This is a genomic window from Pseudomonas sp. Z1-14 (genome assembly GCF_051132005.1).
Lineage (GTDB): Bacteria > Pseudomonadota > Gammaproteobacteria > Pseudomonadales > Pseudomonadaceae > Aquipseudomonas.
The window spans coordinates 5280814-5294639 of sequence record NZ_CP071646.1; the positions used below are offsets into that span (position 1 = coordinate 5280814).

The 13826-nt window shown below is 62.2% G+C and carries 10 protein-coding genes; 7 read left to right on the forward strand and 3 right to left on the reverse strand.

Features of this window, described 5'->3' with window-relative positions:
- The first annotated feature begins 138 nt into the window (after nt 1-138).
- The 5 genes from J3P89_RS24355 to J3P89_RS24375 all read left to right on the forward strand — a co-directional run bounded on the left by J3P89_RS24355 (nt 139) and on the right by J3P89_RS24375 (nt 5266).
- Nucleotides 139-855: an ABC transporter permease gene (locus J3P89_RS24355; RefSeq protein WP_186612146.1), complete on the forward strand. Its 717-nt coding sequence runs from the start codon at nt 139-141 to the stop codon at nt 853-855.
- Between the two features lie 24 nt (nt 856-879).
- On the forward strand, nt 880-1782 hold the full coding sequence (locus J3P89_RS24360) for a glycine betaine ABC transporter substrate-binding protein (protein WP_434626150.1): 903 nt from the start codon (nt 880-882) through the stop codon (nt 1780-1782).
- A gap of 15 nt (nt 1783-1797) precedes the next feature.
- Nucleotides 1798-2451, forward strand: coding sequence for an ABC transporter permease (locus J3P89_RS24365; RefSeq protein ID WP_305496867.1), 654 nt, complete (start codon nt 1798-1800; stop codon nt 2449-2451).
- The gene (locus tag J3P89_RS24370) at nt 2448-3605 is read left to right on the forward strand and encodes an osmoprotectant ABC transporter ATP-binding protein OsmV (protein ID WP_434569839.1); all 1158 of its coding nucleotides are present in this window, start codon (nt 2448-2450) and stop codon (nt 3603-3605) included. Before J3P89_RS24365 ends, J3P89_RS24370 begins: the two co-directional genes overlap by 4 nt.
- 497 nt (nt 3606-4102) lie before the next feature.
- The gene (locus J3P89_RS24375) at nt 4103-5266 is read left to right on the forward strand and encodes a type III PLP-dependent enzyme (protein ID WP_305496871.1); all 1164 of its coding nucleotides are present in this window, start codon (nt 4103-4105) and stop codon (nt 5264-5266) included.
- 36 nt (nt 5267-5302) lie between these two features.
- Here J3P89_RS24375 and J3P89_RS24380 read toward each other — a convergent pair whose 3' ends face one another.
- Nucleotides 5303-6064 (reverse strand): tetratricopeptide repeat protein, encoded by a 762-nt coding sequence (locus J3P89_RS24380; RefSeq protein WP_434695886.1) that lies wholly within the window; start codon nt 6062-6064, stop codon nt 5303-5305.
- A complete protein-coding gene (locus J3P89_RS24385; RefSeq protein ID WP_434695887.1) occupies nt 6065-6745 on the reverse strand; it encodes a Fe2+-dependent dioxygenase in 681 nt (226 codons plus the stop codon). It lies immediately after the preceding gene.
- Between the two features lie 209 nt (nt 6746-6954).
- Here J3P89_RS24385 and J3P89_RS24390 point away from each other — a divergent pair, with 209 nt between their 5' ends.
- Both J3P89_RS24390 and J3P89_RS24395 read left to right on the forward strand, forming a co-directional pair.
- Nucleotides 6955-9273: a TonB-dependent receptor gene (locus J3P89_RS24390; protein ID WP_434695889.1), complete on the forward strand. Its 2319-nt coding sequence runs from the start codon at nt 6955-6957 to the stop codon at nt 9271-9273.
- 283 nt (nt 9274-9556) lie between these two features.
- Nucleotides 9557-12082, forward strand: coding sequence for a PepSY domain-containing protein (locus tag J3P89_RS24395; protein ID WP_434698052.1), 2526 nt, complete (start codon nt 9557-9559; stop codon nt 12080-12082).
- Between the two features lie 137 nt (nt 12083-12219).
- On the opposite strand, the gene J3P89_RS24400 is transcribed toward J3P89_RS24395, so the two are convergent.
- Nucleotides 12220-13761, reverse strand: coding sequence for an alkaline phosphatase D family protein (locus tag J3P89_RS24400; RefSeq protein WP_434695890.1), 1542 nt, complete (start codon nt 13759-13761; stop codon nt 12220-12222).
- Nucleotides 13762-13826: the final 65 nt, after the last annotated feature.

The following is a 13826-nucleotide window of genomic DNA, read 5'->3' on the forward strand; positions in this document are numbered from 1 at the left end:
TGCGCTCATGGCTCGCTTCGACAGCCGTTTTGACGGCATCGAAAAGAGCTGCTTCTCGCGAACGTTTTCCCGGCAACCAATGAAGGTCCGCCGCCCGGGAAAGCGTGCGCCGACAAAAAAAGACAAAGGAGTCCGCCTGTGGCTATCCGCTATGGCAAAGGGCTTATCGGGGGGGCGGTCGTCGTCGCCCTCCTGGCCCTGTTGGTCCACTGGATCGGCATCGATACGATCCACCGTTACCGCGACGACCTGCTGTTCTACCTGCAAGCGCACCTGATGCTTGTACTGGCTTCCATGTTGGCGGCCCTGATCGTCGGCATTCCCGCCGGCATCGCCCTCAGCCGCCCCGGCATGGTCGGGCGCGCCGAACGCTTCATGCAAGTGTTCAACATCGGCAATACCGTGCCGCCCCTGGCCGTGCTGGCCATTGCCCTGGGTATCCTGGGCATCGGCAGCGGGCCGGCGATCTTCGCCCTGTTCCTCGCCTCGCTGTTGCCCATCGTGCGCAACACCTATGAAGGCTTGAAAAATGTCCAGGGCTCGCTCAAGGAAGCTGCCGTCGGCATCGGCATGACCCCGCGCCAGGTGTTGTGGAAAGTCGAACTGCCCAACGCCGTGCCGATCATCGTCGGTGGCGTGCGCGTAGCCCTGGCGATCAACGTCGGCACCGCACCGCTGGCGTTCCTGATCGGCGCCAACAGCCTTGGCAGCCTGATCTTCCCCGGCATCGCCTTGAACAATCAGCCGCAATTGCTGCTCGGCGCGGCCTGCACCGCCTTGCTGGCGCTGCTGCTCGACGGCCTGGTAACCCTGGCCAGCCGCCTCTGGCTGGAACGCGGTCTGCGACCGTCCTGAGCTTGGCTGGATAAAGGAATTATTATGAAGAAGTTGAGCTTGATCCTGGGCTGCCTGCTGCTGTTCGCGGGATTCGCCCAAGCCGCTGAAAAACCGCTGATCCGCCTCGGTGCCCGGGTGTTCACCGAGCAGACCCTGCTGGCCGAGATCACCGCGCAATACCTGCGCGACAAGGGCTACGACGCACAGGTCACTGGCGGGCTGGGCAGCAACCTGGCCCGCAGCGCCCATGAAACCGGGCAGTTGGATTTACTCTGGGAATACACCGGCGTGTCGCTGGTTTCCTACAACCATGTCACGGAAAAACTCGACAGCGCCCAGTCCTACGCCCGGGTTAAAGAACTCGACGCGAAAAAAGGCCTGGTCTGGCTCGCGCCGTCGAAATTCAGCAACACCTACGCCTTGGCCCTGCCGGAGAAAGTCGCGAAGAAGTACCCGCAGATCAATTCCATCAGCCAATTGAATAAGGTGCTGCAGACCGAGGCCGAGGAAAATCACCTGGTCGCGCTGGACACCGAGTTCGCCAACCGTTCCGACGGCCTGGCCGGCATGGTCGAGCGCTACGGCATGAACCTGACCCGCAAGAATATCCGGCAGATGGACGCCGGCCTGGTCTACACCGCCCTGCGCAACAGCCAGGTGTTCGCCGGACTGGTGTACACCACCGACGGCCGACTGAACGCGTTCAAGCTGAAGCTGCTGGAAGACGACAAGCACTATTTCCCCGACTACACCGCCGCGCCGGTGGTGCGCCAGGCCTTCCTCGACGCCCATCCGCAACTGGCCGCGCAGCTAAAGCCACTGGCCGAACTGTTCGACGACGAAACCATGCGCCAGCTCAACGCCCGTGTGGATGTCGATCATGAAAGCCCTTCCGCCGTTGCCGCCGATTTCCTGCGCCAGCATTCCCTGCTCTCAACCCAATGACCTGGAGGAAAAGCCATGGATTTTCTTGACGCCTTTTCCCATCTGGACTGGCCGCTGGTGCTGCACCTGACCTGGCAGCACATCACCCTGGTGGGCATCGCCGTGACCCTGGCGATAATCGTCGGTGTGCCGCTGGGCATTTTCATGACCCGCTTCCCGGCGCTCGCCGGCCCGTTGCAAGCCAGCGCCACGGTACTGTTGACCATTCCGTCGATTGCCCTGTTCGGCCTGCTGCTGCCGTTCTATTCCAAGTTCGGCCAGGGCCTCGGTCCGATGCCAGCGATCACCGCGGTGTTCCTTTATTCGCTGCTGCCGATCATGCGCAACACGTACCTGGCCTTGACCGGCGTCGAACCGGGCATTCGTGAAGCCGCCCGCGGCATCGGCATGACCTTCGGCCAGCGCCTGCGCATGGTCGAACTGCCGATTGCCGTGCCGGTGATCCTCGCCGGCGTACGCACCGCCGTGGTCATGAACATCGGCGTCATGACCATCGCCGCCACCATCGGCGCCGGTGGCCTGGGCGTGCTCATCCTCGCTTCCATCAGCCGCAGCGACATGTCGATGCTGATCGTCGGCGCCGTGCTGGTCAGCCTCCTGGCCATCTTCGCCGACCTGCTTCTGCAATGGCTGCAACGCTCGCTGACCCCGAAAGGACTATTAAAATGATCGAACTTCAAAACCTCAGCAAAACCTTCAAGAGCAACGGCAAGGATGTAAAAGCCGTGGACTCGGTGAACCTGACCGTCAACGAAGGCGAGATCTGCGTGTTCCTCGGGCCGTCGGGCTGTGGCAAAAGCACCACGCTGAAGATGATCAACCGCTTGATCCCGCCGACCTCGGGCAAGGTCTTGATCAACGGCGAAGACACCACCGGCCTCGACGAGGTGACCCTGCGCCGCAACATCGGCTACGTGATCCAGCAGATCGGCCTGTTCCCGAACATGACCATCGAGGAGAACATCACCGTGGTGCCGCGCCTGCTCGGCTGGGACAAGCAGAAATGCCACGACCGCGCCCGCGAGTTGATGAGCATGATCAAGCTCGAACCCAAGCAGTACCTGCATCGCTACCCCCGTGAACTGTCGGGCGGCCAGCAGCAGCGGATCGGCGTGATCCGCGCCCTGGCCGCCGATGCGCCGTTGCTGCTGATGGACGAACCTTTCGGCGCGGTCGATCCGATCAACCGCGAGATGATCCAGAACGAGTTCTTCGAGATGCAACGGGCGCTGAACAAAACCGTGATCATGGTCAGCCACGACATCGACGAAGCCATCAAGCTGGGCGACAAGATCGCGATCTTCCGCGCCGGCAAGCTGGTCCAGTGCGATCACCCGGACACGCTCCTCGCCCATCCGGCCGATGAATTCGTCAGCAATTTCGTCGGCCAGGACAGCACGCTCAAGCGCCTGTTGCTGGTCAAGGCCGAAGACGCGGCGGACAACGCCCCGTCGGTCAGCCCCGAAACACCGGTGGCCGAGGCGCTGGAGTTGATGGACGAACACGACCGTCGCTACGTGGTGGTCACCTGCGCCGAGAACAAGGCGCTGGGGTATGTGCGCCGGCGCGACCTGTACCGCCAGACCGGCACCTGCGGGCAGTTCCTGCGGGAATTCAACGCCACCGCGGCCTACGACGAACATCTGCGGATTCTGTTGTCGCGTATGTATGAGTTCAACCGTTCGTGGCTGCCGGTGATGGATGCCGAGCGGGTCTTTCTTGGGGAAGTGACCCAGGAATCGATTGCCGAATACCTGAGCTCCGGCAAGTCCCGTGGCGGCAAGACCAGTATCGTCTCGCCGGCCGAGACCGCGTCTATCTAGGCGGGAAAAGAGTGCCTTTGTAGCTGCTTTTGTGGCGAGGGAGCTTGCTCCCGCTGGGTCGCGAAGCGGCCCAAAAAAAGCGATGGGCGCTTCGCACCCAAGCGGGAGCAAGCTCCCTCGCCACAAGTGCAAACGTGACATCCAACAGGCTCGAAAACCGATCCGAGGGAACATCAACCTGTCACACCGGTCGGTTACATCATGAGCTGTCGCGCACTGCACGACGGAGACGTGCAAAAACGCGACATTTTTAGTTGATCTCAGGCCCCTCACGCCCTAAAGTTCGCGCCGAACGTCCATGCTGGAAACGATCCATCCGGCTCAAGTACTGACGACGAGACAGCAAGGCCAAGGGACTCAAGCGTCCCATGGCCTTTTTGCTTTCGGCGACATGCCTTGGGAAGTAGGCGAACCAAAGTGGGGATACGGAGGACGTTCGCGGGGGTTGCTGCCCTCAAACCCATTGATCCTGATGTTTGCCAGTAGGAGTCCCAAGTATGTCGATCCAGGTCGAAGATTATTTCGCGCGCGAAACCTTTCAGAAAATGAAGGCGTTCGCCGACAAGCAGGAAACCCCATTCGTGGTGATCGACACCGCGATGATCGCCAAGGCCTATGACGACCTGCGCGCCGGTTTCGAATTCGCCAAGGTCTACTACGCCGTCAAGGCCAACCCGGCGGTGGAAATCATCGACCTGCTCAAGGATAAAGGCTCGAACTTCGACATCGCCTCGATCTATGAGCTGGATAAGGTGATGAGCCGCGGCGTCGGCCCGGACCAGATCAGCTACGGCAACACCATCAAGAAATCCAAGGACATCCGCTACTTCTACGAGAAGGGCGTGCGCCTCTACGCCACTGACTCCGAAGCCGACCTGCGCAACATCGCCAAGGCCGCGCCGGGTTCGAAAGTCTATGTGCGCATCCTCACCGAAGGTTCGACCACGGCTGACTGGCCACTGTCGCGCAAGTTCGGCTGCCAGACCGACATGGCCATGGACCTGCTGATCCTCGCCCGCGACCTGGGCCTGGTGCCGTACGGCATCTCGTTCCACGTCGGCTCGCAACAGCGCGACATCAGCGTCTGGGACGCGGCCATCGCCAAGGTCAAGGTGATTTTCGAGCGTCTGAAAGAAGAAGACGGCATCGTCTTGAAGCTGATCAACATGGGCGGTGGCTTCCCGGCCAACTACATCACCCGCACCAACAGCCTGGAAACCTACGCCGAGGAAATCATCCGCTTCCTCAAGGAAGACTTCGGCGACGAACTGCCGGAAATCATTCTCGAGCCGGGCCGTTCGTTGATCGCCAACGCCGGCATCCTGGTCAGCGAAGTGGTGCTGGTGGCGCGCAAGTCGCGTACCGCCGTCGAGCGTTGGGTGTACACCGACGTGGGCAAATTCTCCGGCCTGATCGAAACCATGGACGAAGCCATCAAGTTCCCGATCTGGACCGAGAAGAAAGGCGAGATGGAAGAAGTGGTCATCGCCGGCCCGACCTGCGACAGCGCTGACATCATGTACGAGAACTACAAATACGGTTTGCCGCTGAACCTGGCGATTGGCGATCGTTTGTACTGGCTGTCGACCGGTGCCTACACCACCAGCTACAGCGCTGTGGAGTTCAATGGCTTTCCGCCGCTGAAGTCGTTCTACGTGTAAAAACGCGCTTGCCTGACCCAAAAGCCCGTGACTGGCTCACGGGCTTTTTTGCATCTGCTGGATTCGCGCCTGATAGGCCTCAATCAGTGGAGACAACGCAGTCAGCCGCGCCGTCTGCAAGGTTTGCACGGCGACACGAAGAAAATTCAGATTCCCTCCGGCCAACGCCCGGCGCAACCACACCAAGCCCTCTTCGATACGGGCATCGGCAATCAATACGCAGCCATGGCTGAACTGCCCCCGAAAATCCCCGCCTTCGGCCGAACGTCGATACCACCGGGCCGCCGCCACCGGGTCCGCCGGGCAGAAGCGCCCCTCTTCCAGATAACGCCCCAACAGATTCATTGATTTGGCGTGCCCCAACTCCGCGGCTCGACGATAAAGAGCCAGCGCTTGCGGCTGATTCTCAGCAACGCCGCGCCCAGTCGCCAGCAGGTTGGCCAGGTTGTACATCGCCCAATCCAGTCCTGCCTCGGCTGCCTGGCGATAATGTCCGGCCGCGACCGAAGGATCGGCGACGCAACCCCAGCCATGCTCATGGCATCGCCCCAGCATGTTGCGCGCCATCAGGTGCCCGCGTTGGGCGGCGATCTCGAACCAGCGCCGGGCCAGGGTTTTGTCCTGTTCGATACCGCGCCCGTCCAGCAGGATCTGCCCGAGCAGTGCTTGGGCCTCCAGCAGCCCTTCGCCCGCTGCGATCAGAATCGCCTGGGCCGCCCGCGCCGGGCTGTCCTCGAGCATGGCCTTGAGGGCCTCGCCGTCTAGCACTTCCTCGCGGCGCAGACGAAAATCCGCCACCTACACCTCGACCCAGCGACGCAACAGGTTGTGGTAGGTGCCGGTCAGGCGAATCAACGACGGATGCTCGGGCACGTCCCGGGTCAGTTCCCGGATCGCACCGTCCATCTCGAATAGCAATGCGCGCTGGCTGTCTTCGCGCACCAGGCTCTGGGTCCAGAAGAACGAGGCATAGCGTGTACCACGGGTAACCGCGTTGACCTTGTGCAGGCTGGTGCCCGGATACAACACCATGTCCCCGGCCGGCAATTTGACCCGTTGGGTGCCGTAGGTGTCCTGGATTTCCAGCTCGCCGCCGTCGTAGTCCTCCGGGTCGCTGAAGAACAGCGTGGCCGACAGGTCGGTGCGCACCCGCTCGGCACTGCCCTTGGGCTGGCGCACGGCATTGTCGATATGGAAATCGAAACTGCCGCCGGCGGTGTAGCAGTTCACCAGCGGCGGGAAGACTTTGTGTGGAAGCGCCGCCGACATGAACAAGGGGTTTTTCCACAACCGATCCAGCATGGCCGCGCCGATTTCCTTGGCCAGGGGATGCCCCTCGGGCAGTTGCAGGTTGTGCTTGGCCTTGGCCGATTGATAACCGGCCGTGACCTTGCCATCTGCCCATTCGGCCTGCTCCAGGGCCTCGCGGATACGCTGCACTTCTTCAGGAGAAAACACACCGGGAATGTGCAGCAACATGGCATTCAAGACCTGTGGATAACGCGGGGCGCCAATGGTAGTGATTCTTATTGACAGTGTACAACCCCCGCCAACGCGCCATTGGGCAGAAACCGTAAAGGCAAAATGTAAAGAATGTAAATTCCTCCCAAATAGCAATATTTCGCAATTGATACATAAAACTGTTTACCCTATATTCCGCCGCCTCAACCTTGGGGAAGGCACTGTTCATGTCGCGTCAACAATCACAATTACCGGTTAATTCACCTCGTCTGCTGGCCTCCGCCATCGGCGTCGCCCTCGGTGCGACGTCAATCGCACAGATGGCCCAAGCGGCGGAAAAGATCGACGAAAAAGCCCCGCGCAATGCCATTTCCCTGGACGCTACCAGCATTACGGGCGAGGCCCAGGACACGACGTCCTACCAGGTCGAAAAAGCCTCGTCCTCGAAATACACCGCGCCGCTGGTCGACACGCCGCGCTCGGTGACGGTCATTCCCCAGCAGGTGCTCAAGGACACCGGCGCCCTTAACATGCAGGATGCCCTGCGTACCGTGCCGGGCATCACTTTTGGCGCCGGCGAAGGCGGCAACCCCCAGGGCGACCGTCCATTCATCCGTGGCTTCGATGCCCAGGGCGACACCTACCTGGATAACGTGCGTGATACCGGTTCGCAAAGCCGGGAGATCTTTGCGGTGGAGTCCATCGAGGTCAGCAAGGGCCCGAACTCGGCCATCGGCGGCCGCGGCGCCGCCGGCGGCACCATTAACCTGGTGAGCAAGAAAGCCCACTTGGGCGACTCGTTCGACGGCGGCTTCACCTGGGGTTCGGACCAGACCCAGCGCTACACCCTCGACGGCAATTACCAGTTCAGCGACAGCGCCGCCGGCCGGCTCAACCTGATGAGCCACGAAAGCAACGTCGCCGGTCGTGACCAGGTCAACTACGATCGCTGGGGCGTCGCGCCGTCGCTGGCGTTCGGCCTGGGCACCGACACCCGGGTCAACCTCGATTACTACCACCTGGAAAGCAACGACCTGCCGGATTCGGGCATTCCCTACAGCGTTCCCGCCTCGGGCCGCACCGCCGACCGCACCAAAGCCAACCCGGACAAGCCCGATGCCGGCGGCGACAGCAGCAATTTCTATGGACTCAGCGACCGCGACTTCCGCAAGACCCGCGTCGACACCGCGACCATCGCCATCGAGCATGACCTGAGCGATGCACTGACCGTCAAGAACACCCTGCGCCACGGCTCCAGCATGCAGGACTACATTCTCACCCAACCCGACGACAGCAAGGGCAACGTCAACAACGGTACGGTCTGGCGGCGCGTCAACAGCCGCGTCAGCAACGTCGACACCACCACCAACCAGACTGATCTGTTCGGTGATTTTTATGTGGCCGGCTTCAAGAACAGTTTCTCCACGGGCATCGAGCTGAGCCGCGAGACCGGCGAGAAGACTTCGTACAACGTCAACACCGACACCGTACCGGGCACCACCGCCGCGAACACCAACTGCACACCGGCCCTGGTCGGCGCGCCGAGCGGCTACAACTGCACGTCGCTGTCCAATCCGAACCCGAACGATCCCTGGAACGGCGCGATTTCCCGCAACTATGCCGGCACCGACACCACCAGCGTCACCCGCGCGCTCTACGTGTTCGACACGCTGGAACTGTCACCGCAGTGGCTGGTGAACATGGGCTTGCGCTACGACCACTTCGACACGAAATACAAGACTTACGACGCCGCCGGCACCACCACGTCCAAGGGTGACGACACCAGCGAGTTCGTCACCGGCCAGTTCGGCCTGGTCTGGAAACCAGCCGACAACGGCAGCATCTATGCGTCCTACGCGACCTCGGCCACCCCGCCCGGCAGCATGGTTGGCGAAGGCATCGAGGGCAATCCGCTCGGTGGGACGCCAGACCGCAGTGGCAACCTGCTCGCCAGTGACATGGAGCCGGAAACCACCAAGAACTACGAGATCGGCACCAAGTGGGACTTGCTCGACAGCCGGCTTTCGCTGACCGCGGCGATTTTCCGCACCGAGAAGGAAAACGCCCGGGTGCAGGTCGACACCACGACCTATGAAAACGCCGGCAAGACTCGCGTCGACGGCCTGGAGCTGTCGGCCAGCGGCAAGCTCACCGAGAAATGGCAGGTGTTCGCCGGCTACAGTTACCTGGACAGTGAGCAGGTCGATGGCGGGCCAATGAGCACCAGCGATGGCAACGAATTGCCGAACACGCCGAAAAACAGCGCCAGCGTCTGGACCACCTACGCGCTCACGCCAAAGCTGACCATCGGTGGCGGGGCCTTCTATGTGGATGATGTGTTCGGCAGCGTGGCGAACACCACCATGGTCGACTCTTATGTGCGTTATGACGCCATGGCCAGCTACAAGGTCAGCAAGCACCTGGACCTGCAACTCAACGTGCAGAACCTGACCGACGAGACTTACTACGACAAGGCATTCTCGACCCACTTCGCCAACCAGGCGGCCGGGCGCACGGCGTTGTTGAGTACTAATTTCCACTTCTGACCGGTTGAAAGAACCCGACGCCGATGGCCAGGCAATGAACCTGTGGGAGCGAGCCTGCTCGCGAAAGCGGAGTGTCAGTTGATAAATGCGTGACTGACACGACGTCTTCGCGAGCAGGCTCGCTCCCACAGGATCTAACCACCGCCCATTACTGACCGGCACCGGGCAAAGCCCCGTTCATGCAAATGAATGGGGCTTTTATGTGTGTTTATGAATGCTTCTCGATAACACACGGCATAATGCACGCCGTGACAAACAGTATTGAATGAACAAGGCGGGCGACGTGTTGAAGAAAACCCTGTTCCAGTTGCACTGGTTTTTCGGCATCAGTGCCGGGCTGGTCCTGGCGTTGATGGGCGTTACCGGTGCGGTGGTGTCTTTCCAGGACGAGATCCTGCGGGCATTGAACCCCGAGGTGCTGACGGTTGAAAAACAACCGGCCGGCGTCCTGCCGCCCGCCGAACTGGTGGAGCAGATCGAAGCCGCCTCAGGCAAGACCGTCGCCATGCTCTGGGTCGAAACCGACAGTGGCAACGCCGCGCGGGCGATCTTCACCGCCCCGCCCGGAGAGAAACGCGGGCCGATGCGCTACTTCAACCCCTACAACGCGCAGTTTCTCGGCAATGTGGTGGGCCAGGATTTCTTCGGCCTGATGCTCAGGCTGCACCGCGTCCTGACCCTGGACGACGTGGGCCGGCAGATTACCGGCGCCTGCACGCTGATCCTGGTGTTCTTCTGCTTGTCCGGCCTCTACCTGCGCTGGCCACGCCAGTGGAAAAACTGGCGCGCCTGGCTGACCCTCGACTGGGCGAAAAAGGGCCGCAGCTTCAACTGGGACCTGCACTCCGTTGCGGGCACCTGGTGCCTGCTGTTCTATCTGTTGGCCGCCCTGACCGGGTTGACCTGGTCCTATGAGTGGTACAACAAAGGCCTGACCCGCCTGCTTTCCGATTCGCCCAAGGATGAGCGCGTGCGCACCCGTGGCCCGGCACCGAGCGGCCCGGCGCCGATCGCCGATTACCGGGCCATGTGGAGCAGCATCTACAGCGCCGCCGGCCCCGGCCTGTCCGCCTACAACGTGCGCATGCCACCGGTGGCCGGGCAACCGGCGACGGTGTTCTACCTGCTCAAGGACGCCCCCCATGACCGCGCCCTGAACCAACTCATGCTCGACCCGAGCACCGGCGTCATCAGCCGTCACAGCCGCTACACCGACAAGAGCCTCAAGGCGCAATTGCTCACCAGCATCTATGCCCTGCATGTCGGCAGTTACTTCGGCCTGGTCGGGCGGATCCTGGTGACCGCCGCCGCATTGGCGATGCCGCTGTTTTTCATCACCGGCTGGCTGCTCTACCTGGACCGCCGACGCAAAAAACGTCAGGTCCGCCAGGCTCGCCAGGCGCTTGCCGGCAACCCTGGCGATGCCCCGGCGTGGCTGATCGGCTTTGCCAGCCAGAGCGGTTTTGCCGAGCAACTGGCCTGGCAGACCGCCGGCCAGCTCCAGGCCGCCGGGCTACCGGTGAAGGTCCAGCCGTTGGCCGGCGTCAGCGAAAAGGATTTGAACAGCGCCACCCGCGCCTTGTTTGTCGTCAGCACCTTTGGCGACGGTGAAGGACCGGACAGCGCTCGCGGTTTCGAGCGCAAGGTGCTCGGCCGGGCGATGAGCCTGGAAAGCCTGCAATACTCGGTCCTCGGCCTCGGTGACCGGCAATATGACAATTTCTGCGGTTTCGCCCGCCGTCTGCACGCCTGGCTCGCGGAGCACGGCGGCAAGACGCTGTTCGCACCGGTGGAAGTGGACAGCGGCGACCCGTACGCCTTGCGGCACTGGCAACAGCAATTGGCCGAGCTGACCGGCCAGCCTCCGGCGGATGCGTGGCAAGCGCCGAGTTTTGAACACTGGACCTTGAGCCAACGCACCCTGCTCAACCCCGACAGCAGCGGTTCGGGCGTGTACCTGCTCGGCCTCGGCGCCCCCGGCCCGAGCAGCTGGCTGGCCGGTGACCTGGTGGAAATCCTGCCGCGCAATGACCCGTGGGCTATCGAACACTTCCTCGATGGCCTGGGTATCGCCGGTATCGCTCGGGTGCAGGTCGATGGCTTGCAGCAGACGCTCGAACAAGCCCTCGCCACGCGTCAACTGCCGGAAAACCGCGCACACCTAGTGGGTCTGCACGCCCAGGCGCTGGTGGAGGCGTTGGCACCGCTGGGAATGCGTGAATATTCCATCGCCTCGATCCCCGCCGACGGTGTACTGGAACTGATCGTACGCCAGGAACGTCACGCCGATGGCAGCCTGGGCATCGGTTCCGGCTGGCTGACCGAGCATGCGCCGCTGGGCAGCCCCATCAGCCTGCGCGTCCGTCGCAACAGCAGTTTCCATCTGCCGCCCCAGGGCGTGCCGATGATTCTGCTGGGCAACGGCACCGGCCTGGCCGGCTTGCGCAGTTTGCTCAAGGCCCGTGTTGCCCAGGGCATGCAGCGCAACTGGCTGCTGTTCGGCGAGCGCAACCGCGAGCATGATTTCCATTGCCGCGACGAACTGCAGGAATGGGTGACCTCCGGCGACCTGGAACGCCTGGACCTGGCGTTCTCCCGGGATCAGGAAAAGAAAATCTACGTCCAGGACCGCCTGCTGGAATCGGCCGCGTTGCTCAAGCAATGGCTGGCCGACGGCGCGGTGATCTATGTCTGCGGCAGCTTGCAGGGGATGGCGTCAGGCGTGGACCACGTGCTCAACCTGGTGCTGGGCCGCGAGGAAGTGGAAAAGCTGATCGAGCAGGGCCGGTATCGGCGGGATGTTTACTGATCCTGGCCGCCCGACATCAACCCTGTGGGAGCGAGCCTGCTCGCGAAGGCGGTGTGTCAGTTTGCACTTGTGTTGCCTGACACACCGTTTTCGCGAGCAAGCTCGCTCCCACATTGGTTTTGTGGTGAGCCTTGGATTCAAACCGGCTGCAACTTCTTCTCGAACACCGCCACCCCTTCAAGATCGCGCAACACCACGCTCATCTCGCCGCTCTGTCCGTCGATGTTCACCTCGCCAAAGAACTGATAACCGGCAAACGGCGAAGTGTTCTGCACGGGGGGCGCTTTCTGGAATACCACTTCCGGACCGAAGGTCTTGTCCAGGGTATTGGGCCCGAAGCTGCCGGCGTTCAGCGGCCCGGCGACAAACTCCCAGAACGGTTCGAAATCCTGGAACGCGGCCTGTTCAGGATGGTAATGGTGGGCGGCGCAATAGTGCACATCGGCAGTCAGCCAGACGTAGTTGCGCACCTGATGCTTGCGCAGATAACCGAGCAGTTCGGCAATTTCCACTTCACGCCCCTGGGCCTCGCCCGGGTCACCGTTGGCGACCGCTTCCCAGCGCGGCACACCGGGGCTGACTTCGCCGTCGGGTACGCCGAGGCCAATGGGCATGTCGGCGGCAATGACTTTCCACTGCGCCCGGGATTGCTTCAGTTCGCGCTTGAGCCAGTTCAGTTGCTCACGCCCCAGGAACGGTTTCGCCGCGCCGAGGTTGGCGTCATTGGCTTCGCGGTAGCTGCGCATGTCCAGCACGAACACATCGAGCATCGGTCCGTAGCCGAGCTTGCGATAGATCCGTTCACCATGGTCGGCCTTCTGCAGGCGCATCGGCGCATATTCCAGCCAGGCCTGTCGCGCACGGCCTACCAGGCTGTGGATATCCTTGGTCTGGTAGCGCTCGTCCAGTTGCTTGCCCGGCGACCAGTTGTTGACCACCTCGTGGTCGTCCCATTGCCAGATCTGCGGCACCTCGGCGTTGAAACGACGGACGTTTTCATCCATCAGGTTATAGCGGTAGTTGCCGCGATATTCGTCCAGGGTCTCGGCAACCTTGCTCTTGGCTTCGGTGGTCAGGTTGCGCCAGATGCGCCCGCCCTCGGTGGTGACCTGCGCCGGCACCGGGCCGTCGGCGTAGATGGTGTCGCCGCTGTGGATAAAAAAGTCCGGCAGGCGCAGGCGCATGGCTTCGTAGATGCGCATGCCACCAATGTCCGGGTTGATGCCGAATCCCTGGCCGACGGTATCGCCGCTCCAGACAAACCGGATGTTGCGCTTGAACTGCGGCACGCTGCGCAAGTGGCCGAGCCAGGGCTCGCTGGCGACACCGCTGCGGGCGTCTTCGAAATGCACGCGGTAGAAAATCGCCTGGTCGGGCGGCAGGCCGGTGAGTTCGACCCGGGCGGTGAAATCGCTGCGGCTGTCGGCCAGCGCCGAGACAAAGCGCCGAGGGTTGGAGAACTGACTGCGGGTGTCCCACTCCACCACCATTCGCGCCGGGCGGTCGCTGCGACTCCAGATCATCGCCCGGTCGCCCTGCAAGTCGCCCGACTGCACGCCTTCGGTCAGCACCGGCCGATCCTTGACCGAAGCAATCACCGCCGGCGCCAGCCCCGGCAGCAACAAACCGGCACCAACGGCTTGCATTACACGGCGACGGCCCAGGTCGAATTCGCTCATGGTGTTCTCCCTTGAAATGGGAAAACTTAAACATGGCTGTGTGAAGTGGGTGTGACAGGGATACC